Below are 23,823 nucleotides of genomic sequence, written 5' to 3' on the forward strand. Positions count from 1 at the left end.
CGTACGCACGACTCCCCTCGATTCTGCCACCTCGTACGGGTCGGGGCGCGGGTCAGGCCGTTCCGGACAGCCGGACCAGCAGCGGGGCCGCCCGCTCCCCCTGCACGGAGGTGAGCGAGAGCACCGCGTGTCCCGGTGGCACGGCGTGCGCCAGGTCCGAGGCCGACCACCGCTCCCGTTCCACCTGCCGCACGGTCACCGCGTCCGTGGTGACCGCCTTGCCTGTGACGAGCTTGCGGAAGGCGTGGATGGCCCGGGTCAGCGGCTGGTCGGCGAAGACCGTGCGGTGGGTGACGTCGCGCGTCTCCACCCACTCGGTGCCCCAGGCCTCGGCGAAGCGCTTGCCGTCCCAGGTGGTGACCCCGGAGAAGGCCATCCGGCAGCCGACCGCCCCGAGCAGGGGGGTGCGCAGCGGCTCCGGTACGTCGTCCAGCGAGCGCAGGGTGAGCAGGACGCCCGCGTGCGCCGAGCGCAGCCGCTGCACGCCGCGCACGGTCTCGGCGGTCAACGTGTGCGAGGCGTCGTCGAAGGCGAGGAACGCGAAGAGGGAGCGGTCGGCGCGGGCGGCCGCGGCGGCGTTGAACTGGGCGAGCAGCAGCCTGGCCAGCATCCGGGAGGCGTCGGCGTGCCCGCGTTCGGGCAGATCCACGCGGACCCGGATCGGGTGTTCCAGGGCGCGCAGCGAGAACGGCCGGCCGTGGCCCGTGGTGTCGAAGAAGCCGGCGAAGGCGGGCCGGTCCAGCAGCGCCACCCGGTCGGCGAGGGCCGGACCGGGGTCCCCGTGCGCCCCGTGCTGGCGGGCGCGGGCGTCGAGCTCCCGCAGCATGGTGTGCCGGGCCGCGCCGTCGGCGGCGAGCTCGCGGCGCAGCGCGTCGAAGGCGGCCGGGACCTGGTCGAGCAGCTCGCGCAGTTCGGGCACCGTCGGGAAGCGGTCGTACGCCGCGCGGAACGGCCCGAGCAGCTGGGCGAGGGCGGTCGCGGCCCGGCGTACGTCGATCCCGGGGACGTCCCCGACGAACGCCTCGGCGAGCAGGGTGGCGGCCTCGTCGGGATCGGTGGCGCCGCCGTAGAGGTCGAGGTCGTACACCGAGGCGGGGTCGCCGACCCGGACGACGACGTCGTAGGCGTCGTCGGGCCCGAGCTGGGCGCCGGCCGCGCCGACGGCGACGACGGCGGCCTGGCCGGCCAGCGCCTGGAGCGCGAGGGACTCCACGACGGGCCGCACCAGGTGCCGGGTCTTGCCGGTGCCGGACGGGCCGACGGCGAGCAGGGAGGTGCCGAGCACGTCCGGGTCGAGCGCCAGGGAGGTGCCGCGGCGGGCGTACGGGTTGCGGACCCCGTCCTCCACGGTGCCGAGCAACACCTGCCGGGCCAGCAGGTCGTGCCGGGCGGCCCGCACGGGCAGGTCCCGGTCGCCGGAGGGGTGCACGCAGGCCCCGGCGCCCTTGTCGCGGACGGAGTCCGCGAAGGCCCGCATGCGGGAGGGATCGACCCGCACGGAGTCCCAGGCCCGGCGGATGCGGGCGTAGTCCACGTCGTTCATCCGCCCGCCCCCGGCCTCCCCCTCAAGCCGGTCGGCCGCCTCCGCCAGCCCGGCGGCCCGCAGCTGCGGCCATCGCACGGGATCGTCCTCCCCGCCGGGCCGGGGGGCGGGGTCGGCGGAGTGCAGGGGCTGTGCGGCCCGGCTGCGAAGCAACCTGCGCAGCAGCTCCGGCCATCGGCCGAGCCGCCCGAATCCGACGATCAGGATGATCGCGACGATGGCGTACCAGCTGTACGAGGCCACCACGGACAGGAAGTTATTGGCCCAGGAGTCGGGCGTGAACATGTAGAGCGGCCAGAGCCAGAACCTGCCCAGGTAGCCGTTCCACAGCAGCGACCACAGCAGCAGGCCGGCCAACAGAGAGATCAGGGCTCCGCTGACCAGCTGGCGGGTGGGGGTGACCTCGGGTTCCTCGGCAGCACGCGCCACGTGCCCGTACGTCCATACACCCGGCCCGTCCGAAGTGCGGACTACCCGCAGCCACTCCCCCAGGGTCGGCCCGGCCGTCGGTGCGTGCAACGGCTTCGGCGGAGCGGCCGGTCTCGGGATGTGGCCGGTGCGGTTCGGGCGCGTCCCGTGCGTGCCGTCGGTGTCCATGAAACCCCTGCCCCCTGACCGTCCCTGCGCTGCTGCGTCGCTCAATGTAGTGGCCGTCGGGGCCCCGCGGGTGGACCCAGGTCGTCTTCGCACCGGTGGTCATGACACGCAGTCGAAACCGCGACAGGCATGAAGGCTGCCGAGGGTGGGACGATCAGCCAGGTGACGTACGGAACCGGCCGAGGTCAAGAGCCGCCGGCCCGGTCTACGGGCCGGGTCCCCTCGCGCGGGCCGGCGGGGCGAGGGGGCCACCGAGCTCTATGTCCGTCGCGGACAAGGACACGCCGAGATCACTACCGAACGGAGCATGCAGGACCCCCGCCCCCGGGCCTAGCCTGCGGACAAAGACACAAGTGCGTCCGAAAACACCCCCAGGAGCCCTCTATGACCGCTGTCCCGCAGGAGCGCAAGATCGTCACCGCGATCCCCGGCCCCAAGTCGCAGGAGCTGCAGGCCCGCCGCCTGCAGACGGTGGCCGGCGGCGTGGGCTCCGTGCTGCCCGTCTTCACGGCCCGCGCGGGTGGCGGCATCATCCAGGACGTCGACGGCAACCAGCTGATCGACTTCGGCTCCGGCATCGCCGTGACCTCGGTCGGCGCGTCCGCCGAGGCCGTCGTGCGCCGCGCCTCCGCTCAGCTCGCCGACTTCACCCACACCTGCTTCATGGTCACGCCCTACGAAGGCTACGTCGAGGTCTGCGAGGCCCTCGCCGAGCTGACCCCGGGCGACCACGCCAAGAAGTCGGCCCTGTTCAACTCCGGCGCCGAGGCCGTCGAGAACGCCGTCAAGATCGCCCGTTCGTACACCAAGCGCCAGGCCGTCGTCGTCTTCGACCACGGCTACCACGGCCGGACGAACCTCACCATGGCGCTGACCGCGAAGAACATGCCGTACAAGCACGGTTTCGGCCCGTTCGCCCCCGAGGTCTACCGCGTCCCGGTCGCCTACGGCTACCGCTGGCCCACCGGTGCCGAGAACTGCGGCCCCGAGGCCGCCGCCCAGGCGATCGACCAGATCACCAAGCAGATCGGCGCCGAGAACGTCGCCGCGATCATCATCGAGCCGGTCCTCGGCGAGGGCGGCTTCATCGAGCCGGCCAAGGGCTTCCTGCCGGCGATCGTGAAGTTCGCCAACGAGAACGGCATCGTCTTCGTCGCCGACGAGATCCAGTCCGGCTTCTGCCGCACCGGTCAGTGGTTCGCGTGCGAGGACGAGGGCATCGTCCCGGACCTGATCACCACCGCCAAGGGCATCGCGGGCGGCCTGCCGCTCGCCGCCGTGACCGGCCGCGCCGAGATCATGGACGCCGCCCACGCGGGCGGCCTGGGCGGCACCTACGGCGGCAACCCGGTGGCATGCGCCGGTGCGCTCGGCTCCATCGAAACCATGAAGGAGCTCGACCTCAACGCCAAGGCCAAGAAGATCGAGTCCGTCATGAAGGCCCGCCTGTCGGCCATGCAGGAGAAGTACGAGATCATCGGCGACATCCGCGGCCGCGGCGCCATGATCGCCATCGAGCTGGTCAAGGACCCGGTCTCCAAGACCCCGTTCCCGGAGGCGGCCGGCGCGCTCGCCAAGGCCTGCCACGCCGAGGGCCTGCTCGTCCTCACCTGCGGCACCTACGGCAACGTGCTCCGCTTCCTCCCGCCGCTCGTCATCGGCGAGGACCTGCTGAACGAGGGCCTGGACCTGATCGAGGCCGCGTTCGCGGCCATCGGCACGGACATCTGAGCAACGGTCGAGACGCGGCCTGCGGACCGCCCCGCTCGAACGTGGGGAACGTACGAGCGCGGCGCACGCCCGAATACCGACGGTAACGGGCGGACGCTGTGAAGAAGCTGTGGGGGGCCGATGGCGGGAGCGCGTTCCCGCTGTCGGTCCCCCTTCCACTGCCGTACGGTTTCTGCAGATGAGTGAGACAGCCCGCTCCCGGGAGACCGGGGGCGATTCCGGTACCGGGCTTCCCCAGCGCCGTACCGGGCATGCGTTCGCGCACACTCCTCGCCGATCGGACGGCCGACCGCCCCAAACCCCCCGGGGCGTGCGGCAACCCGGTCCGGGCGGCCGTCCCGGAACCATCCCCCCTGTTCCGGGACGGCCGGCCACCCTTCTCGGCGCACTCGCCGCCTCCGCGCTCTGCGCGCTCCTCCTCGCCCTGGTCACCTGGCAGGTCCTGGTGCGGGGCCCCCTGCTGTCCTGGGACGCCCGCCTCAGCGGCGCGCTCGTGCGCACCGTCCCCGATCCGGTCACCGAAGCACTCTCCGACCTGGGGAACATCCCGGTCGCGCTGCCGGTACTGCTCCTCGCCGCCGGGTACGCCGCCCGGCGCGGGAACCGCCGCGGCGCCGCGGCCGCGGTGGCGGCGATGGCCCTGGTGCCGGCGCTCGTCGTCCCGCTGAAGGAGTGGACTGCCCGACCCGGGCCCCTGGAGCCGTGGGCCGCCGGCTACTTCCCCTCCGGGCACACCGCGACGGCCTTCGTGGCGTACGCGGGCGCGGCCCTGCTCCTGCGGCCGTACACGCGTCGGCGGTGGCCTGCGGCCGCCGCCCTCGTGCTGACGGGGGCGACGGCCGCCGGGCTGGTGCTGCGGGGGTTCCACTGGCCGCTGGACGTCGCGGCCAGCCTGCTGCTCTGCACGCCGTTGCTGCTGGCGGTCAGCGGGTCCTGCCGTAGTACGCGTCGAAGTTCCGGCTGAACTCCCAGCCCCCGAAGCGGTCCCAGTTGACCGACCAGGTCATCAGGCCGCGCAGGCCGGGCCAGGTGCCGTGGGTCGGGTAGGTCCCGCAGTCGGTCTTCTTGGTCAGGCAGTTCAGCGCCTTGGCCACCTCGGCCGGCGGGGTGTGGCCGTTGCCCGCGTGGGTGGTGGCGGGCAGTCCGATGGCGACCTGGTCGGGGCGCAGGGCGGGGAAGAAGCGGGAGGCGTCGCCGGCGACCGGGAAGCCGGTGAGCAGCATGTCGGTCATGGCGATGTGGAAGTCCGCGCCGCCCATGGAGTGGTACTGGTTGTCGAGGCCCATGATCGGGCCGGAGTTGTAGTCCTGGACGTGGAGCAGGGTGAGGTCGTCGCGCAGGGCGTGGATGACCGGCAGGTACGCGCCGGCGCGCGGGTCCTGGCCGCCCCAGGGGCCCGAGCCGTAGAACTGGTAGCCGAGCTGAACGAAGAAGGTCTCCGGGGCCATGGTGAGGACGAAGCCGGGGCCGTAGCGGGCCTTCAGGGCCTTGACGGCGGAGATCAGGTGGACGATCCCCGGGGTGGTGGGGTTGCGGAAGTCCGTGTCGCCGGAGGCCAGGGAGAGGGAGTGGCCCTCGAAGTCGATGTCCAGCCCGTCGAGCCCGTACTCGTCGATGATCTTGCCGACGGAGGAGACGAAGGTGTCGCGGGCGGCGACGGTCGGGAGCTGGACCTGGCCGTTCTGCCCGCCGATGGAGATCAGCACCTTCTTGCCCGCGGCTTGCTTGGCCCTGACCGCCGCCTTGAACTCCTCCGTGGATTCGACGTTCGGGCATTCCGCGACGGGGCAGAGGCGGAAGCGGATGTCGCCGGAGGTCACCGAGGTCGGTTCGCCGAAGGCGAGGTTGATGACGTCCCAGGAGGAGGGCACGTCGGCCATGCGGACATGGCCGGCGCCGTTGGCGAAGCTCGTGTGCAGGTAGCCGACGAGCGCGTGCTCGGGGAGCTCGCCGCCCCCGCCTCCGCCGCTGCCCGTCGTCACGGAGACGGGCGCGCTGAGCGGGGACTCCCCCGACGCGTTCACCGCGCGGACCCGGAAGGTGTAGGTGGTGGAGGCGGCGAGGCCGGTCACCGCCGCCGTGGCGGCGGCTGCCGGGAGGGGCGCGGCACCGTCCCGGTGGACGGTGTACGAGGTGGCGCCGGCCACCGCCGCCCAGGACAGCCGGACCGAGGTCGCCGAGGTCGCCGAGGCGGTCAGGCCGGTGGGGGCGGCCGGCGGCAGGGGCTGGCCGGGGCCTCCGGGATCGGGTCCGACCAGGGTGACGTCGTCGGTGACGTGGGCGGGCTGGCCGTACCAGCCGTGGGTGTGGACGGTCACCGAGGTGGTGGACGGGCCGGTGCGGAAGGTGGCCGTCAGCTGCTTCCAGGCGCCGGGGCTCTGCGTCCAGGTCGACACGTCGGTGGTGCCGGTCCCGGTCGCGCCGAGGTAGACGTACGCGCCCTGCAGCCAGGCGCCGAGCGTGTACGTGGAGTCCGGCTTGACGGTGACGGTCTGGGAGCAGCGGGCGTTGTCCTGCCCCGTCGGGGTGGCCCGGAGGGCGGAGGTGCCGCCGTGGACGGGGGTGCTGACGGCCGTGCCGCTGCCGGCCGAGCAGTTCCAGCCGTCGAGTCCGGCTTCGAAGCCGCCGTTGCGGACGAGGTCGGCGTCCGCGGCCGCGGCCGGCGGGCCCGCGGCGAGGAAACCGGCCGCCGCGAGGGCGGCGGCCGTGAGGAAGGACCAGGCTCTGCGCACAACTGCCTCCGGAACATGGGGGATGGAGCCAGGCTGCTGCGAACGGGAACAGCGGCACCCAACCTGGTCCAGACCAATCCCGTTGTCAACGGTTCCGGGCTTTCTCCCTCCCGCGTGCGGCCGCCTCGTGCATGGCGAGCTCCAGCAGGACCGGGTCCGTGAGGGTCCCGCGGCCGTCCGGGGGCACCGCCCAGCGCACTCCCCCGGTCGCCCGGCCCGGGTGGGGGACCACGATCCACGCCCCGTGCCCGACTCCCCGCACGCCCGTACCGATCCAGTGGGAGGCGGTGCCCGGGGGCACGAAGAAGCCCAGCCGCGATGCGCCGAAGTCGGCGAGCACCGGGCCGGGCCGTCCGACCGCCGGATCGAGTACGCCGAGGGTGGTCCGCCCCAGCTCCCCCGGCAGGATCAGTACGTCCCAGAGCCGTCCCGCGGGCAGCAGTGCGACCCCGAGGGGGTTGCGCTCCCATGCCCTTCGGCTGGCGTCGGGATCCGGCGCCGCCGACGCCAGCCATGCCACCGCTGCCTTCTCCCCCGGGGTCGTCATCGCCCGGCCTCCGTTCCGTGTGGGTGAGGTGTCCTCACCCACAGAGAGCGGGGCCGGGGCCGGCGATGACGCGGGTTTCCCCACCCCGTGGTGGTGAACCGGGTCACACGGCCGGCGGCGGTGCGCTCCGGGCGCTCCGGGCGCTCCGACCGGGGCGGCTCAGCTGTCGAAACCGAGGCCGAGCTTGTCCATCGCCTTCAGCCACAGGTTCCGGTGCCCGCCGCGGGCGTCCGCCCGGGCCAGCGACCACTTGGTGAGCGCGATGCCGGTCCAGGCGAACGGTTCGGGCGGGAACGGCATCGGCTTGGACCGGACCATCTCCAGCCGGGTGCGCTCGGTGGAGAGCCCGTCGAGCAGGTCGAGCATGACCTCCGCCCCGAAGCGGGTGGCGCCCACCCCGAGGCCGGTGTAGCCAGCCGCGTACGCCACCTTGCCGGAGTGCGCCGTCCCGAAGAAGGCGGAGAAGCGCGAGCAGGTGTCGATCGCACCGCCCCAGGCATGGCTGAACTTGAGCCCCTCCAGTTGGGGGAAGGCGGTGAAGAAGTGCTCCGCCAGCCGGAGGTAGGTCTCCGGGCGGTGGTCGTACTCGGAGTCGAGCTTGCCGCGGTACGGGTAGATCGCGTCGTAGCCGCCCCACAGGATCCGGTTGTCCTTGGTGATCCGGAAGTAGTGGAACTGGTTGGCGCTGTCACCCAGGCCCTGGCGGTTCTTCCAGCCGACGGAGGCCAGCTGGGCCTCGTCCAGCGGCTCGCTCATCAGGGCGTAGTCGTAGACCGGGACGGTGAAGGGGCGGATCCGGCGGACCAGTGACGGGAAGATGTTGGTCCCCAGGGCGACCCGGCGGGCGAGGATCGTGCCGTAGGGGGTCTGCACGGTCATCCCGCGCCCGGCCGCGGCGAGCTTCAGGCCGCGCGTGTTCTCGTAGACCCGCACCCCGAGGTCCAGGCACGCCTGCTTGAGGCCCCAGGCCAGCTTCGCCGGGTTGAGCATGGCGACGCCGTCGCGGTCCCAGAGGCCGGCGAGGAAGGTCGGGGAGTCCACCTCGGCGCGCACGGCGTCCCGGTCGAGCCATTCGGAGCCGCCCGCCAGGCCCAGCCGGAGCGCCTCCTCGTGCAGTTCGCGCAGCTCCTCGACCTGGTGCGGCTCGGTGGCGACGTCGATCTCGCCGGTCCGCTCGAAGTCGCATGCGATGCCGTAGCGGGCGACCGCCTCCTCGATGGCGTCGAGGTTGCGCGCGCCCAGCTCCTCCAGCTTCGCCAGCTCGCCGGGCCAGCGGGCGATGCCGTTGCCCAGGCCGTGGGTGAGGGAGGCGGCGCAGAAGCCGCCGTTGCGGCCGGAGGCGGCCCAGCCCGCCTCCTTGCTCTCGATCAGTACGACGTCCCGCTCGGGGTCGCGCTCCTTGGCGAGCAGCGCGGTCCACAGTCCGCTGTAGCCGCCGCCGATGACCAGCAGGTCGCAGCGCTCGTCGGAGGTGAGCGCCGGCTGGGGGGCGGGCTTGCCGGGGTCGTCCAGCCAGTACGAGACCGGCTTCGCTTCGGAAAGGGATTTCGCAACACTACGCATGGCGACTGGGGCCATGGCTTCCAACTCCCTACGGAACTGATGACATGCTCTTCCGAATTACTTCGGTTGTGCCTTCTTGCGGCGGTTGCCGACCGTCTGGCCGGCGAGGACCACCAGCACCGCGATGACGAACATCGCCGTGCCGATGACGTTGATCTGCACGGGGGTACCGCGCTGCGCCGATCCCCACACGAACATGGGGAAGGTGACGGTGTTGCCCGAGTTGAAGTTGGTGATGATGAAGTCGTCGAAGGAGAGCGCGAAGGAGAGCAGCGCGCCCGCCGCGATGCCCGGTGCCGCGATGGGCAGGGTCACCCTCAGGAAGGTCTGCACCGGCCCCGCGTAGAGGTCCCGGGCGGCCTCCTCCAGCCGCGGGTCCATGGACAGGACGCGGGCCTTGACGGCGGCGACGACGAAGCTGAGACAGAACATGATGTGGGCGATCAGGATCGTCCAGAAGCCCAGCTGGATGCCCATGTTGAGGAACAGCGCGAGCAGCGAGGCCGCCATCACGATCTCCGGCATCGCCATGGGCAGGAAGATCAGCGAGTTGACCGCGCCGCGCGCCCGGAACCGGTAGCGCACGAGCGCGAAGGCCATGGCCGTGCCCAGGGCGGTCGCCACGAGCGTGGACCACAGGGCGATCTGCAGTGAGAGCCCGAGGGAGCCGCACATGTCGGCGACGCCGCAGGGGTCCTTCCACGCGTCGAGCGAGAACTCCTGCCAGGCGTAGTTGAAACGCCCGGAGGGGTTGTTGAAGGAGAAGACGGTGACCACGACGTTCGGCAGGATCATGTACGCGAGCGTGCCGAGTCCGGCGATCACGACCAGATTGCGCCGCAGCCAGGCGAGGGGTGTGCGCATCAGACCAGGTCCTCCGTCCCCGCTCGGCGGATGTAGATGGTGACCATGATCAGCACGGTCGCCATGAGAATGAAGGACAGCGCGGCCGCCGTCGGGTAGTCGAGGATCCGCAGGTACTGCGACTGGATGACGCTGCCGATCATCCGGGTGTCCGTGGAGCCGAGCAGCTCGGCGTTCACGTAGTCGCCGCTCGCCGGGATGAAGGTGAGCAGGGTCCCGGAGACCACGCCGGGCATGGAGAGCGGGAAGGTCACCTTCCGGAAGACCGTGACGGGGCGGGCGTACAGGTCCCCGGCCGCCTCGTGGAGGCGGGTGTCGATGCGCTCCAGCGAGGAGTACAGCGGCAGGATCATGAAGGGGAGGAAGTTGTAGGTCAGGCCGCAGACGACCGCGAGCGGCGTGGCCAGCACCCGCTCCCCCTCGGTCATGCCGAGCCAGCTGGTGACGTCGAGGAAGCCGACCGCGTTGAGGCCCGCGACCACCGGACCGCCGTCGGCGAGGATCGTCTTCCAGGCCAGTGTGCGGATCAGGAAGCTGGTGAAGAACGGGGCGATGACCAGGACCAGCAGCAGGTTGCGCCAGCGGCCCGCCTTGAAGGCGATCAAGTAGGCCAGCGGGTACCCGAGCAGCAGGCACAGAGCGGTGGCGGTGCCCGCGTAGAGCAGGGAGCGCAGGAACTGCGGCAGGTACTCGGTGAAGGCGTCCCAGTACGTCCGGAAGTGCCAGGTGACCTCGAAGCCCTCTTCGAGGGAGCCGGTCTGCACCGAGGTGGAGGCCTGGTAGATCATCGGCAGCACGAAGAAGACCAGCAACCACAGGATGCCGGGCAGCAGCAGCCAGTAAGGGACCAGCCGCTTGCGCACGGCCGGCTTGTGGACCGGGGGTCCGGCGGGGGCGGGCGCCTGGGGCGGCGCGGCGGTGGCGGTCACGCGCTCTCCTCGACGGTCTCGATGCCCGCGTCGCCCATCGTCCCCGCGAGCATGGACTGGGCCGCGTCGAGTCCGAAGGTGTGCTCCGGGTTCCAGTGCAGGACCACCTCGGCGCCCGGCACCAGGCGGCTGTCGCGCTCGACGTTTTGGACGTAGACCTCGAGCTCGGGGCAGACGGGGCTGTCGACGACGAACTGCGTGGAGACCCCGATGAAGGAGGAGGCGGCTATCCGGCCGGTGATCTTGTTCCGGCCCGTCGCGACGGCGTTCTCCTCCTCGGCCGGGACCAGGGACACCTTCTCCGGGCGCACACCGACCAGCAGCTTCCCGCCGGCGCTGGGCGTGGTCGAGCATCGGGCGGCGGGCAGCCGCAGGGTGGTGCCGGAGGCCGAGACGACGACGTCGGACCCGGCGGACTCCACGGCGGCCTCGATGAGGTTGGAGGTGCCCAGGAAGTTGGCGACGAAGGTGGTCCGCGGGTTCTCGTAGAGGTCGGCGGGGGCGCCGAGCTGCTCGACGCGGCCGCCGTTCATGACCGCGACCGTGTCGGCCATGGTCATGGCCTCCTCCTGGTCGTGCGTGACGTGCACGAAGGTGATGCCGACCTCGGTCTGGATCCGCTTGAGCTCCAGCTGCATCTGGCGGCGCAGCTTGAGGTCGAGGGCGCCCAGGGGCTCGTCGAGGAGCAGCACCTGGGGGTGGTTGATCAGGGCGCGGGCAACGGCGACGCGCTGCTGCTGGCCGCCGGAGAGCTGGTGGGGCTTGCGCTGGGCGAACTGGCCGAGCTGGACCAGCTCCAGCATCTCCTCGACCTGCTTCTTGACGGACGTGATGCCGCGGCGGCGCAGGCCGAAGGCGACGTTCTCGAAGATGCTCAGGTGCGGGAAGAGCGCGTAGCTCTGGAAGACCGTGTTGACCGGGCGCTTGTAGGGCGGCAGGTGGGTGACCTCGCGGTCGCCGAGGTGGACCGTGCCCGTGGAGGGCTCCTCCAGGCCCGCGATCATGCGCAGGGTGGTGGTCTTGCCGCAGCCGGAGGCGCCGAGCAGGGCGAAGAAGGAGCCCTGGGGAACGGTGAGGTCCAGCGGGTGCACGGCGGTGAAGGTGCCGTAGTGCTTGCTGATCCCGGAGAGGCGGACGTCGCCGCCTTCGGTCGTGTCAGTCATGGAGAGGTCCCGGGGTTGGGTGGGCGAAGAGGTCAGGAGGAGAAGGCGGGGCGGGCCGCGGCTCGCGGGCGCGGCGGGCAGCCGCTAGGCGCCGATGAGCTTGGCGAACTTCTCCTCGTAGGCCGTCTCTTCCTCGCTGGTGAGGGAGCGGAAGGCATGGGACTTGGCGGTCATCGCCTTGTCCGGGACGATCAGGGTGTTCTCTGCGAGCTCGGGATCGATCTTGGCGAGCTCCTCGCCCACGCCCTCGACGGGGCAGACGTAGCTGATGTACGCGGCGAGCTGCGCGGCGACCGGAAGCTCGTAGTAGTGGTCGATCAGACGCTCCGCGTTGGCCTTGTGCCGGGCCCTGACGGGGACCAGCAGGTTGTCGCTGGAGGTGATGTAGCCGGCGGCGGGGATCGCGAACTTGATGTCCGGGTTGCCGGCCTGGAGCTGGATGACGTCGCCCGCCCAGGCGAGGCAGGCCGCGAGGTCGCCCTTGTCGAGGTCGGAGGTGTAGTCGTTGCCCGTGAAGCGCCGGATCTGCTTCTTGTCGACGCCCTTCTGGAGCCGGCCCACCGCCTCGTCGAAGTCCGCGTCCGTGAAGGAGGAGGGATTCTTGCCCTGGTCGAGCATGGTCATGCCGACGCTGTCGCGCATCTCCGTCAGGAAGCCGACGCGACCCTTGAGGGAGGGGTCGTCGAGCATCTGGGTGACGGAGTCCACCTTCTTGCCGCCGGTCGCCTTCTCGTTGTAGGCGATGACGGTGGATATGCCGGTCCAGGGGTAGCTGTACGCGCGCCCCGGGTCCCAGTCGGGGCTGCGGAACTGCGGGGACAGGTTGGCGTAGGCATGCGGCAGGTGCGAGGGGTCGAGCTTCTGGGCCCAGCCGAGGCGGATGATGCGCGCGGCGAGCCAGTCGGTGACGACGATCAGGTCGCGGCCGGTGTCCTGGCCGGCCGCGAGCTGAGGTTTGATCTTGCCGAAGAACTCGACGTTGTCGTTGATGTCCTCGGTGTACTTGACCTTGATCCCGGTCCGCTTGGTGAACTCCTCCAGTGTGGGGCGGGACTTCTCGTCCTCACTGGTGTCCATGTACTCGGTCCAGTTGGAGAAGTTGATCTCCTTTTCCCGGTCCGAGTGGTCGTCGGAGGCCAGGGCTGCGTCCCCCTCCCGCTTGGCGGGCGGGATGCCGCACCCGGCGAGGGTGGCCAGGCCGCCGAGGGTGAGCGCTCCGACTCCGGATGCGCGCAGCAGCGAGCGGCGGGTGAGGGCGCCGCGCCCACTGGTGAGGCTGCGCCGCATCGCGGCGAGCTGCGCCTCGGAGAGGCGGTCGGGTTCGAACTGCTCCATGCGCTGAGGCCTTTCGGGAGGTGTACCGCTGGTCAGGCGGTGGTCGGCTGTCGGTCCCCGAAGATCGTGCGGTGCCAGTCCTTCGCGGCCACCGCGGTGTTGTCGTACATCACGTGCTTGACCTGCGTGTACTCCTCGAAGGAGTAGGCGGACATGTCCTTTCCGAAGCCGCTGGCCTTGTAGCCCCCGTGGGGCATCTCGCTGATGATCGGAATGTGGTCGTTGACCCACACGCAGCCCGCCTTGATCTCGCGGGTGGCACGGCCGGCCCGGTAGAGGTCGCGGCTCCAGGCGGAGGCGGCGAGTCCGTACGGGGTGTCGTTGGCGAGCGCGATGCCCTCGTCGTCGCTGTCGAAGGGCAGGACCACGAGGACGGGGCCGAAGATCTCCGACTGCACCACCTCGCTGTCCTGGGCGGCCCCGATGATGAGGGTGGGCCGGTAGTACGCGCCGTCGGCGAGCTCGCCACCGGGGATCTCGCCCCCGGTGACGACGGTGGCGTAGCCGCGGGCGCGCTCGACGAAGCCGGCGACGCGGTCGCGCTGGGCGTGCGAGACCAGCGGGCCGAGGTCGGTACCGGGTGCGAAGGGGTCACCGAGGCGGACGGTTTCCATCAGCTCGGCGACCCGCGCGACGAAGGCGTCGTGCAGGGGGCGCTGCACGTAGGCGCGGGTCGCCGCCGTGCAGTCCTGGCCTGTGTTGATCAGGGAGGCGGCGACGGCGCCGTGCGCGGCGGCCTCCAGGTCGGCGTCGTCGAAGACCAGGAAGGGGGCCTTGCCGCCGAGTTCCAGGTGCAGGCGCTTCACGGTGGCGGTGGCGATCTGCGCGACCCGCTTGCCGACGGCGGTGGAGCCGGTGAACGAGGTCATCACGACGTCGGGGTGGCCCACCAGGTGCTCCCCCGCGTCACGGCCGGCGCCGGTCACGATGTTGATCACGCCGTCGGGCAGGCCCGCCTCCTTGGCCGCCTGGGCGAACATCAGGGAGGTCAGCGGGGTGAGCTCGGCGGGCTTGAGCACGATGGTGTTGCCCGCCGCGATCGCCGGCAGGATCTTCCAGGCAGCCATCTGGAGCGGATAGTTCCAGGGGGCGATGGAGCCGATGACACCGATGGCCTCACGGCGTACGTACGAGGTGTGGTCGCCCGAGTACTCGGCGGCGGCCTGCCCCTGGAGGTGCCGGGCGGCGCCCGCGAAGAAGGCGGTGTTGTCGATGGTCCCGGGGACGTCGAACTCGGTCGACAGCTTGATCGGTTTGCCGCACTGGAGCGACTCCGCGCGGGCGAAGTCCTCGGCCTGTCCGGCCAGTACGGTCGCCAGCCGGTGCAGGGCGTCCGACCGCTCGCCGGGGGTGGCACCGGCCCAGGCCGGGAAGGCGCGCTGGGCGGCGGCGACGGCCTCGTCGACGTCCGCGGTACTCGCCAGCTCGTAGGTCAGGACCTCCTCGCCGGTGGCCGGGTCGACGACGGTGTGTGACCGTCCGGAGGTTCCGGCCCGGAGCCGTCCGTCGATGTACTGCGCGCCGTCTGCGAAGCGGTCCTTGACCTGGAAGCGGTTGCCCATCACGCTCTCACGCTCTCCGTAGCTACAGTTCGAGCTAGAGCTCGAATTGAGTGCCGATCCTGGCAGAGGTGATGCCCTCGGCCAAGTGATTCCGTTGTTGCCATTTGATTACGCGACGGAATCGGTCGACCATGTGTCCAGGCACGCCGGAAATCCCGTACGAAGTGTCAGTGGCGGGTGCCAGACTCGCGTGCATGGAGATGATCGACGACCTGATCAAGCAGGTCAGCCGTGGTGAGAGGGTGAAGTACCTGCCGTTCTGGGGGCACCGGCCGCGGCCCGACGGCACGCTCGGTCCGAGCTGTCTGAGTCAGTGGTGGCCGTCTGCCTTCACTGTCGGTGACGTCCGTTATGCGACGGCCGAGCACTGGATGATGGCCGGCAAGGCCCGGCTGTTCGCGGACCCCGAGTCCGAGCGCGCCGCGGTGCGGGCCAAGAGCCCGGCCGAGGCGAAGAAGGTCGGTCGCCTCGTGCGCGGCTTCGACGACGCCGTATGGGAGCGGGAGCGGTTCGCCCTGGTCGTGGAGGGCAGCGTCCACAAGTTCGGCTCCGACCCGGCCCTGCGCGGCTACCTGCTGGGCACCGGGGACCGCGTGCTGGTGGAGGCGAGCCCCGTGGACCGGATCTGGGGCATCGGGCTGGCGGCCGACGACGAGCGCGCTCTGGACCCGGCCCGCTGGCGCGGGCTGAACCTGCTGGGCTTCGCCCTGATGGAGGCCCGGAAGCAGCTGCGCGAAGGCAGCGCGTGACCGAGCGTCGCCGGGTCGCCGCCGTGATCGTCCGGGACGGCTGCGTCCTCATGGTGCGCGAGCACGCCCTGGGACCCGGGGGGCGCCATGACGGGGCCGAGTACTGGACGCTGCCGGGCGGCGGTCTGGAGGAGGGCGAGGAGCCCGAGGACGCGGTGCGCCGGGAGGTCGCCGAGGAGGTGGGACTGCGCGCCCTGGCGGTGCGGTTCGCCTACGCAGCCCCCTACCCCTCCGGCTGGACCTCCTGCTTCCGCGTGGAGGTCGCACCCGGCGATCCGGTCCTCGGCATCGACGCGGACCTGGAGTGCGACTGCCCGCGGATGGTCGGGCTGATCTGGGTCCCGCTGGCGCGCGGAACCGCCGAGGGCACGGCCATGGTGCCGACGCTGCTGATGGCCGCCGAGGTCTGACGCGGATGCAGCCGGACGGGCCGCCGACCGGACCCGGCCTCAGACCCGTTCGCGAAGCCGCGAATCCGATGAGGAGGTCTCGCGTTTCGGGCTGTCGCCCCACTCGTCGTCGAAGGCCGGGGCGAACAGGGCGAACAGCATCAGCAGGCCCAGGACTATGCCGATCGCGCCCAAGATGATGCCGGCCAGCGCCACCCCGCCGTTGTCGGCCTCGCCCCGGTTGGCCTTGCCCTTGCCCAGGGCGCCGAAGACGACGGCCCCGATCCCGAGCGCCACCGCCAGGAAGCTGGTCACGCAGCCGACGACCGCGAGAATCCCCAGGACCAGCGCGGTGACGCCGAAGCCGTTGCTGGGCCGGCGCCCGTAGGGCGGGTACGCGCCGGGGTACGGGTATCCCGTCTGATGGGCGGAGTACGGGTATCCCTGCTGGGCGGCGGGGTACCCGGGATAGCCCGCGTCGCCGGGGTATCCGTAGCCGGGCGGGGCGACCGGATGGCCGTAGGCGGCCGGGGGCGGCCCGCCCGCCGGCGGGGTCGGGGGCGCCGCGTTGCCCGGCGCGGCAGCGGCCGTCCGCTCGCCGGGATGCCCGCCGGGTGTGGGCCGGTCCGGCACGGGCTGCGGGCCGGATACGCCCGGCGCGCCGTGGCCGGCCTTCGACGTGCCCAGGTCCACCGCCGGCCGCTCCGGCGGCGCCCAAGGATCCCGCGGCTCGGGACTGCTGTCGTTCATACGGAGCCCCCCTCTCTCGTACAGCCATGCTAAGCGCTGCCACGGACAGTCACGGCCGTGCCTACGATGAGGGCGACCTGCCCGCACCCCGCCCTCCGGAGGCACCCCCCATGACCGACCTGCACCCCTTCATCGCGGGGCTGCCCAAGGCCGAACTGCACGTCCACCATGTCGGCTCCGCCTCCCCGCGCATCGTGGCCGAACTCGCCTCCCGGCACCCCGACTCCAAGGTGCCCACGGACCCGGAGGCCCTCGCCGACTACTTCACCTTCACGGACTTCGCCCACTTCATCGAGGTCTACCTGTCGGTCGTCGACCTCGTGCGCACCCCGGAAGACGTCCGGCTGCTGACCTTCGAGGTCGCCCGCGACATGGCACGCCAGAACATCCGCTACGCCGAGCTGACCATCACCCCGTACTCCTCCACCCGCCGCGGCATCGAGGAGAAGGCCTTCATGGAGGCCATCGAGGACGCCCGCAAGGCCGCCGAGAAGGAACTCGGCGTGATCCTGCGCTGGTGCTTCGACATCCCCGGCGAGGCCGGCCTGGAGGCCGCCGCCGAGACCGCCCGGCTCGCCGTCGATCTGCGCCCCGAGGGGCTCGTCTCCTTCGGCCTGGGCGGCCCCGAGATCGGCGTCCCGCGCCCGCAGTTCAAGCCGTACTTCGACGCGGCCCGGGCGGCCGGCCTGCACAGCGTGCCGCACGCGGGCGAGACCACCGGCCCGGAGACCGTCTGGGACGCCATCCGCGAGCTGGGTGCCGAGCGCATCGGCCACGGCACGAGTTCCGTCAAGGACCCGGAATTGCTCGCGTACCTGGCCGAGCACCGGATCGCGCTGGAGGTCTGCCCGACCTCGAACATCGCCACCCGCGCGGTGACCGACCTCGACCGGCACCCGGTCAAGGAGATGGTCGCGGCGGGTGTGCTCGTCACCATCAACAGCGACGACCCGCCGATGTTCGGCTCCGACCTCAACAACGAGTACGCGGTGGCCGCCCGGCTCCTCGACCTCGACGAGCGCGGGCTCGCGCAGCTCGCGAAGAACGCCGTCGAGGCCTCCTTCCTCGATGCGGAGGGCAAGGCGAAGCTCGATGCGGAGATCGACACGTACACGACGCGATGGCTCGCGCGCTGAAGTCCCCACGAGAATGGGGCCATGCGCACCCTGACTGCCGTCGGCCACCGCGGCGATCCCTACCGTGTCCGTGAGAACACCCTGCCCTCGATCCGCTCCGCCTTCGCCCGCGGGGCGGACGCGGTCGAGGTCGACGTACGGCTGACCCGTGACGGGGTGCCGGTCCTGCTCCACGACGAGTCGCTCCGGCGGTTGTGGAACCACGACGTGCGCCTCGACGAGATCTCCGCGGCGCAGCTGGCGGACATGACGGAGGGCGCCGTTCCGATGCTGCGCGACGCACTGGAGGACACCGGGGCGGGCCGGCTGATGCTCGACCTCCCCGGCGCCACGCCGGAGGCGGTCCGCACCGTCGTGGGCCTGGTCCGGGAGTGCGGCGCCCGCGAGCGTACGTTCTACTGCGCGGGACCGGACTCGATGCTGGCGCTCCGCGCCGCCGACCCGGGCGCGGAGATCGCGCTGACCTGGACCACGCTGTCGCCGCCCCGCCGGGTCCTGATCGACGCGGTGGCCCCGCGCTGGCTCAACTACCGCTTCGGGCTGGTGAACCGGGAGCTGGCCGACGCCCTGCACCGGGACGGCCTGCTGGTGTCGGCCTGGACCGCCGATACCAAGCGGACGATGAAGCGGCTGATTGCCGCGGGGGTCGATGCGATCACTACGAACCGGGTGGACGCGCTGACGGCCGTGCGGGCCCGGTTCGGCCGGTGAGGGCCGCGCCGGGCCGGTGGGCCCGGCGGCTGCGCAGCGCCCCGTGCGGGTCGTGGACCCGGGCCTGACCGTGCCGGCCCCGCCGGCCGTCACCGTGCCGTTCGTGCCGCCACGGGAGCCCTGGGCCGGCGATCGTCCTGGCGGACGACACGGTGGCCCGGGGCAAGACCGTCGCCGTGGCGACCTTCACGACGTAGCTGTGGCCTCCAGGCGCTTGATCATGCGGCGCAGGACCAGGAGGGGGATCACCCCGAAGACGCCGAACGACATGTCAATGACGCTCCACCAGAAGGGGATGCCCCGGATGGGCCCGCAGATCAGGGCGAGCGGAATCACTCCGGCGCAGGCGATCATGCCGGCCTCGACGATCCAGATGTTGCGGACGGGGTCTCGGTACACGCCGTAGAAGAAGACCGCGATGACGAGATGGGCGAAGGCGAGCCAGTCGTTCCCGTACAGCAGGAAGGGGTAGTCGGCATCGGCCCGGTCCAGCCCCTCGCCCACCCGTCGCAGCCAGGAGTTGTCGACCAGGGCGTTGCCCCAGCGGACTTCGCTGACCAAGGGGAAGGCCGTGATCCCGCTGAGGACGAGGCAGACGACGAAGAGGATCAGCCAGGCACGGATCCGCCGCTCAAGGGCGCTTTTCTCGCTCATGGAGGGAAGCCTACGCCTATTTTTGAACACGTTCAGCCCATGTGTTGAACCCGTTCAATCAGTGACAGGACCGTGACGACCGCGGCTCAGAGTCCGACGATCGCGTTCCACCGCCGGGCGAGGGAACGGCGCTCGGCCGAGGAGATGTCCCGGGCGACGGCGAGCCGCGCCCGCAGGTCGTCGTCGGGGAAGATCAGCGGGTTCTCGGCGAGTTCGGCGGTCTCCCGGTCGCCGGAAGCGGCCAGGACGTCCCGGGCCGCCGGCACGGGGCAGACGTAGTTGACGGAAGCGGCGAGCTGCGCGGCCACCTCCGGGTCGTAGTAGTGGTCGACCAGCGCCTCGGCATTGGCCTTGTGTCGGGCGAGGTTGGGCACGAGGAGGCTCTCGGCCCAGAGCTCACCGCCCTCCTCGGGGACGACGAATGCGATGTCCGGGTTGTCGGCCTGGAGTTGGATGGCATCGCCCGAGTACGCCTGACAGGCCAGGACGTCTCCCTTGCTGAGGTCGGAGGTGTAGTCGTTGCCGGTGAAGCGGCGGATGTGCTTCTTCCTCACCAGAGCCTCCACGTGGTCGCACACCCGGTGGAAGTCGGATTCGGTCCAGCGCGTGATGTCGGCCCCGTTGCCCTGCATCAGCAGGGCGAAGGATTCGTCGAGCCCGGAGAAGAGCGTGACCCTGCCCGCCAGGTCGGGGCGCCACAGGTCCTGGACGGATCTGATCTCCCGCCCCAGAGCACGGCGGTTGTAGGCGATGCCGGTGATCCCCGACTGCCAGGGCACGGTGTGCAGCCGGCCCTCGTCGAAGGCGGGGGAACGCAGCTGCGGGTCGAGGTGGCCGACGACGTTGGGCTGCGCCGAACGGTCCATCTTCTGGGCCCAGCCCAGACGGACGAAGCGGGCGGCCATCCAGTCGCTGACCACGACCAGGTCGCGGCCGGTCTCCTGGCGGTTCATCAGGGCCGGGCTGACCTTGCCGAAGTACTCGTCGTTGTCGTTGATCTCCTCGGTGTAGCGGACCTCGATGCCGGTCCGCTCCGAGAAGGCCTCCAGCGTGGGGCGGCGCTCCCCGTCCTCCTCGTCGGTGTCGATGTAGAGCGGCCAGTTGGAGAAGGCGACGCTGCGGTCGCTCTCCGAGCGGTCGGGGCCTACGCGCCCTCCCTCGGGCACGTAGGCGGGGGGAACACCGCATCCGGCGAGGGCGGCAGACAGGCCCGCGGCACCGATTCCGGCGAGCGCGACACGGCGGGAGAAGGCGAGTCGAGGCATGGGCACAGCCTCAGCGAACGCCGAAGGGGCGGGCAATAGACATGTTGTCTACTGCCCGCCCCTTCGACGCCCTGCTGTGATCGATGCTGCCGATCAGCCGTCGAGCGAGGTCATCACGTGCTTGATGCGGGTGTAGTCCTCGAAGCCGTAGGCGGACAGGTCCTTGCCGTATCCGGACTTCTTGAAACCGCCGTGCGGCATCTCGGCGACCAGCGGAATGTGGGTGTTGATCCACACGCAGCCGAAGTCGAGGTTCTTGGACATCCGCATCGCGCGGCCGTGGTCCTTGGTCCACACGGAGGAGGCGAGGGCGAACTCGACGCCGTTCGCGTACTCCAGGGCCTGGGACTCGTCCGTGAAGGACTGGACGGTGATGACGGGGCCGAAGACCTCGTTCTGGATGATCTCGTCGTCCTGCTTGAGGCCGGAGACCACGGTCGGGGCGTAGAAGTAGCCCTTCTCGCCGACCTGGTGGCCGCCCGCCTCGACCTTGGCGTGGGCCGGGAGCCGCTCGATGAAGCCCGCGACCTGCTGGAGCTGGTTCGGGTTGTTCAGCGGGCCGTACAGCACGTCCTCGTCGTCCGGCGCGCCGGTCTTCGTGTCAGCGGCGGCCTTGGCCAGCGCGGCCACGAACTCGTCGTGGATCGACTCGTGCACGAGCACGCGGGTGGCCGCGGTGCAGTCCTGGCCGGCGTTGAAGTAACCGGCGACCGCGATGTCCTCGACGGCCTTGGGGATGTCGGCGTCCTCGAAGACGACGACCGGCGCCTTGCCGCCGAGCTCCAGGTGGACGCGCTTGACGTCCTTGGAGGCGCTCTCGGCGACCTGCATGCCGGCGCGCACCGATCCGGTGATGGAGGCCATCGCCGGGGTCGCGTGCTCGACCATGGCCCGACCGGTCTCACGGTCGCCGCAGATGACGTTGAAGACGCCCTTGGGCAGGACCGAGTCGATGATCTCCGCCATCAGGACGGTGGACGCCGGAGTGGTGTCGGACGGCTTGAGCACGACCGTGTTGCCCGCCGCGATGGCCGGGGCGAACTTCCACACGGCCATCATCATCGGGTAGTTCCACGGCGCGACCTGGGCACAGACGCCGACCGGCTCGCGGCGGATGATCGAGGTCATCCCGTCCATGTACTCGCCGGCCGAGCGACCCTCCAGCAGACGGGCCGCACCCGCGAAGAAGCGGATCTGGTCCACCATCGGCGGCAGCTCCTCGCTGGCCGTGAGGCCCAGCGGCTTGCCGGTGTTCTCCGACTCGGCGGCGACCAGCTCGTCGGCGCGCGCCTCGAAGGCGTCCGCGATCTTCAGCAGGGCCTTCTGGCGCTCGGCGGGGGTCGTGTCGCGCCAGCCGGGAAACGCGGCCGCGGCCGCGGCCATGGCGGCGTCGACATCGGCCTGGCCCGAGAGCGGGGCGGTGGCGTACACCTCGCCGGTGGCCGGGTTGACCACCTCGGTGGTCCGCCCGTCGGCGGCGTCCTTGAACTCCCCGCCGATGTAGTTGCGCAGACGACGCAGTTCGGTGGTCACTACAGCCACACTCCTGATCACATGTCCAACGATTGAGACGTTTACCAAAGCCTAGCCCCTTGGCGGAGGCTTTCGACAGACCCGGACGCCACCACCTACGAAATCAGTGAGATCAGAGTCGGCAGACAACGAATTTCATCGATTCCGTCTTGCGGAACAGACGACCCTCGTGCACAGTGAGGTCGTGGTCAGTCGAAGCGCAGATTCCAGGAACAGACAACCGTCCCCTTCGGTCGATGCTGTGTCCCTGGCGATCATCGAGCAACTGCAGGAGGACGGTCGCCGTCCCTATGCATCGATCGGCAAGGCCGTCGGCCTGTCCGAGGCGGCCGTGCGCCAGCGCGTGCAGAAGCTGCTCGACCAGGGCGTCATGCAGATCGTCGCCGTCACCGACCCGCTCACCGTGGGCCTGCGGCGCCAGGCGATGGTCGGCATCAACGTCGAGGGCGACCTCGACCCGGTGGCCGACGCGCTGACCGCGATGGCCGAGTGCGAGTACGTGGTGATGACCGCCGGCTCGTTCGACCTGATGGTGGAGATCGTCTGCGAGGACGACGACCACCTGCTGGAAACGATCAACAAGAAGATCCGCACGCTCCCCGGCGTGCGGTCTACCGAAAGCTTCGTTTACCTGAAGCTGAAGAAGCAGACCTACATGTGGGGAACCCGATAACCGTGACCCAGGACCTGTCCAAGACCGCGTACGACCACTTGTGGATGCACTTCACCCGCATGTCGTCCTACGAGAACTCCCCCGTCCCGACCATCGTCCGTGGTGAGGGCACCTACATCTTCGACGACAAGGGCAAGCGCTACCTCGACGGTCTCGCCGGCCTGTTCGTGGTCAACGCCGGTCACGGCCGCAAGGAACTGGCCGAGGTCGCCTACAAGCAGGCGCAGGAACTGGCCTTCTTCCCCGTGTGGTCCTACGCCCACCCCATGGCCGTCGAGCTCGCCGAGCGCCTGGCCGACTACGCCCCGGGCGACCTGAACAAGGTCTTCTTCACCACCGGCGGCGGCGAGGCCGTCGAGACCGCCTGGAAGCTCGCCAAGCAGTTCTACAAGCTGCAGGGCAAGCCCACCAAGTACAAGGTCATCTCGCGCGCGGTCGCTTACCACGGCACCCCGCAGGGCGCCCTGTCGATCACGGGTCTGCCGGCCCTCAAGGCTCCGTTCGAGCCGCTGGTGCCCGGCGCGCACAAGGTGCCCAACACCAACATCTACCGCGCCCCGATCTACGGCGACGACCCCGAGGCCTTCGGCCGCTGGTGCGCCGACCAGATCGAGCAGCAGATCCTCTTCGAGGGCGCCGACACCGTCGCCGCCGTCTTCCTGGAGCCGGTGCAGAACGCCGGCGGCTGCTTCCCGCCGCCGCCCGGCTACTTCCAGCGGGTCCGCGAGATCTGCGACGAGTACGACGTGCTCCTCGTCTCCGACGAGACGATCTGCGCCTTCGGCCGCCTCGGCACGATGTTCGCCTGCGACAAGTTCGGCTACGTGCCGGACATGATCACCTGCGCCAAGGGCATGACCTCGGGCTACTCCCCGATCGGCGCCTGCATCGTCTCGGACCGCATCGCCGAGCCGTTCTACAAGGGCGAGAACACCTTCCTGCACGGCTACACCTTCGGCGGACACCCGGTGTCCTCCGCCGTGGCCCTCGCCAACCTCGACATCTTCGACAAGGAAGGCCTCAACCAGCACGTGCTGGACAACGAGAGCGCCTTCCTGCAGACGCTGCAGAAGCTGCACGACCTGCCGATCGTCGGCGACGTCCGCGGCAACGGCTACTTCTACGGCATCGAGCTCGTCAAGGACAAGGTCACGAAGGAGTCCTTCACGGACGAGGAGACCGAGCGCGTGCTCTACGGCTTCCTCTCCAAGGCGCTCTTCGAGAACGGCCTGTACTGCCGGGCCGACGACCGCGGCGACCCGGTCATCCAGCTGGCGCCGCCGCTGACGGCGGACCAGGGCACCTTCGACGAGATCGAGGGCATCCTGCGCTCGGTGCTCACCGAGGCCTGGACCAAGCTCTGACCGGTCCCTAGACAGCCCTCGGGCACGACCGTC

General features: G+C 70.7%; 21 protein-coding genes. 8 read left to right on the forward strand and 13 right to left on the reverse strand.

Annotated features, from left to right (window positions below):
- Positions 1 to 52: 52 nt before the first annotated feature.
- Positions 53 to 2,140: a hypothetical protein gene (locus AW27_RS08665; protein ID WP_037928472.1), complete on the reverse strand. Its 2,088-nt coding sequence runs from the start codon at positions 2,138 to 2,140 to the stop codon at positions 53 to 55.
- A 384-nt stretch (positions 2,141 to 2,524) separates the two neighbouring features.
- Here AW27_RS08665 and gabT point away from each other — a divergent pair, with 384 nt between their 5' ends.
- Positions 2,525 to 3,871 carry a 4-aminobutyrate--2-oxoglutarate transaminase gene (gene gabT / locus AW27_RS08670; RefSeq protein ID WP_037928469.1) on the forward strand — a complete coding sequence of 449 codons (1,347 nt, stop codon included), beginning with the start codon at positions 2,525 to 2,527 and terminating at the stop codon, positions 3,869 to 3,871.
- A 310-nt stretch (positions 3,872 to 4,181) separates the two neighbouring features.
- A complete protein-coding gene (locus AW27_RS08675) occupies positions 4,182 to 4,835 on the forward strand; it encodes a phosphatase PAP2 family protein (RefSeq protein ID WP_370466466.1) in 654 nt (217 codons plus the stop codon).
- Here the strand turns inward: AW27_RS08675 and AW27_RS08680 are convergent.
- From AW27_RS08680 to AW27_RS08715, 8 genes are all read right to left on the reverse strand, one after another.
- Positions 4,795 to 6,603 carry a chitinase gene (locus AW27_RS08680; RefSeq protein WP_037928464.1) on the reverse strand — a complete coding sequence of 603 codons (1,809 nt, stop codon included), beginning with the start codon at positions 6,601 to 6,603 and terminating at the stop codon, positions 4,795 to 4,797. The genes AW27_RS08675 and AW27_RS08680 overlap by 41 nt on opposite strands.
- Positions 6,604 to 6,688: 85 nt before the next feature.
- Entirely contained in the window at positions 6,689 to 7,150 is a 462-nt protein-coding gene (locus AW27_RS08685; protein WP_037928461.1) for a hypothetical protein, read from the reverse strand.
- Positions 7,151 to 7,309: 159 nt separating this feature from the next.
- A complete protein-coding gene (locus AW27_RS08690; RefSeq protein ID WP_037928456.1) occupies positions 7,310 to 8,728 on the reverse strand; it encodes an NAD(P)/FAD-dependent oxidoreductase in 1,419 nt (472 codons plus the stop codon).
- A gap of 42 nt (positions 8,729 to 8,770) precedes the next feature.
- Positions 8,771 to 9,577 (reverse strand): ABC transporter permease, encoded by an 807-nt coding sequence (locus tag AW27_RS08695; protein WP_037928453.1) that lies wholly within the window; start codon positions 9,575 to 9,577, stop codon positions 8,771 to 8,773.
- A complete protein-coding gene (locus AW27_RS08700; RefSeq protein WP_037928450.1) occupies positions 9,577 to 10,506 on the reverse strand; it encodes an ABC transporter permease in 930 nt (309 codons plus the stop codon). The genes AW27_RS08695 and AW27_RS08700 overlap by 1 nt, the downstream gene beginning before the upstream one ends.
- The gene (locus tag AW27_RS08705) at positions 10,503 to 11,669 is read right to left on the reverse strand and encodes an ABC transporter ATP-binding protein (protein WP_037928445.1); all 1,167 of its coding nucleotides are present in this window, start codon (positions 11,667 to 11,669) and stop codon (positions 10,503 to 10,505) included. The genes AW27_RS08700 and AW27_RS08705 overlap by 4 nt, the downstream gene beginning before the upstream one ends.
- A gap of 84 nt (positions 11,670 to 11,753) precedes the next feature.
- On the reverse strand, positions 11,754 to 13,004 hold the full coding sequence (locus tag AW27_RS08710; protein WP_037928442.1) for a polyamine ABC transporter substrate-binding protein: 1,251 nt from the start codon (positions 13,002 to 13,004) through the stop codon (positions 11,754 to 11,756).
- A gap of 32 nt (positions 13,005 to 13,036) precedes the next feature.
- Complete coding sequence (locus AW27_RS08715) at positions 13,037 to 14,566, reverse strand: gamma-aminobutyraldehyde dehydrogenase (RefSeq protein ID WP_037928439.1); 1,530 nt, start codon at positions 14,564 to 14,566, stop codon at positions 13,037 to 13,039.
- 194 nt (positions 14,567 to 14,760) lie between these two features.
- Here AW27_RS08715 and AW27_RS08720 point away from each other — a divergent pair, with 194 nt between their 5' ends.
- On the forward strand, positions 14,761 to 15,315 hold the full coding sequence (locus AW27_RS08720; protein WP_052031271.1) for a riboflavin biosynthesis intermediates N-glycosidase: 555 nt from the start codon (positions 14,761 to 14,763) through the stop codon (positions 15,313 to 15,315).
- Positions 15,312 to 15,725 (forward strand): NUDIX domain-containing protein, encoded by a 414-nt coding sequence (locus AW27_RS08725; protein ID WP_037928436.1) that lies wholly within the window; start codon positions 15,312 to 15,314, stop codon positions 15,723 to 15,725. The genes AW27_RS08720 and AW27_RS08725 overlap by 4 nt, the downstream gene beginning before the upstream one ends.
- Before the next feature lie 39 nt (positions 15,726 to 15,764).
- Here AW27_RS08725 and AW27_RS08730 read toward each other — a convergent pair whose 3' ends face one another.
- Positions 15,765 to 16,454: a DUF4190 domain-containing protein gene (locus AW27_RS08730; protein WP_063890650.1), complete on the reverse strand. Its 690-nt coding sequence runs from the start codon at positions 16,452 to 16,454 to the stop codon at positions 15,765 to 15,767.
- Between the two features lie 110 nt (positions 16,455 to 16,564).
- Between AW27_RS08730 and AW27_RS08735 the strand changes: the two genes are divergently transcribed.
- Together AW27_RS08735 and AW27_RS08740 are read left to right on the forward strand one after the other, a co-directional pair.
- Positions 16,565 to 17,590, forward strand: coding sequence for an adenosine deaminase (locus tag AW27_RS08735; RefSeq protein WP_037928433.1), 1,026 nt, complete (start codon positions 16,565 to 16,567; stop codon positions 17,588 to 17,590).
- A 21-nt stretch (positions 17,591 to 17,611) separates the two neighbouring features.
- The gene (locus AW27_RS08740) at positions 17,612 to 18,301 is read left to right on the forward strand and encodes a glycerophosphodiester phosphodiesterase (RefSeq protein WP_037928432.1); all 690 of its coding nucleotides are present in this window, start codon (positions 17,612 to 17,614) and stop codon (positions 18,299 to 18,301) included.
- A gap of 186 nt (positions 18,302 to 18,487) precedes the next feature.
- Here the strand turns inward: AW27_RS08740 and AW27_RS08745 are convergent, their stop codons facing one another.
- The 3 genes from AW27_RS08745 to AW27_RS08755 form a co-directional block, all read right to left on the reverse strand.
- Positions 18,488 to 18,955, reverse strand: coding sequence for a hypothetical protein (locus AW27_RS08745; RefSeq protein WP_037928429.1), 468 nt, complete (start codon positions 18,953 to 18,955; stop codon positions 18,488 to 18,490).
- An 86-nt stretch (positions 18,956 to 19,041) separates the two neighbouring features.
- Positions 19,042 to 20,220, reverse strand: a complete 1,179-nt coding sequence (locus AW27_RS08750) for a polyamine ABC transporter substrate-binding protein (RefSeq protein WP_037928427.1) — start codon at positions 20,218 to 20,220, stop codon at positions 19,042 to 19,044.
- A 93-nt stretch (positions 20,221 to 20,313) separates the two neighbouring features.
- A complete protein-coding gene (locus AW27_RS08755) occupies positions 20,314 to 21,753 on the reverse strand; it encodes a gamma-aminobutyraldehyde dehydrogenase (protein WP_037928423.1) in 1,440 nt (479 codons plus the stop codon).
- 169 nt (positions 21,754 to 21,922) lie between these two features.
- Here AW27_RS08755 and AW27_RS08760 point away from each other — a divergent pair, with 169 nt between their 5' ends.
- Both AW27_RS08760 and AW27_RS08765 read left to right on the forward strand, forming a co-directional pair.
- Positions 21,923 to 22,426 carry an Lrp/AsnC family transcriptional regulator gene (locus tag AW27_RS08760; protein WP_007266859.1) on the forward strand — a complete coding sequence of 168 codons (504 nt, stop codon included), beginning with the start codon at positions 21,923 to 21,925 and terminating at the stop codon, positions 22,424 to 22,426.
- Entirely contained in the window at positions 22,411 to 23,790 is a 1,380-nt protein-coding gene (locus AW27_RS08765; protein WP_172671402.1) for an aspartate aminotransferase family protein, read from the forward strand. The genes AW27_RS08760 and AW27_RS08765 overlap by 16 nt, the downstream gene beginning before the upstream one ends.
- Positions 23,791 to 23,823 lie beyond the last annotated feature (33 nt).

It is taken from the genome of Streptomyces sp. PCS3-D2 (assembly GCF_000612545.2).
GTDB lineage: Bacteria > Actinomycetota > Actinomycetes > Streptomycetales > Streptomycetaceae > Streptomyces.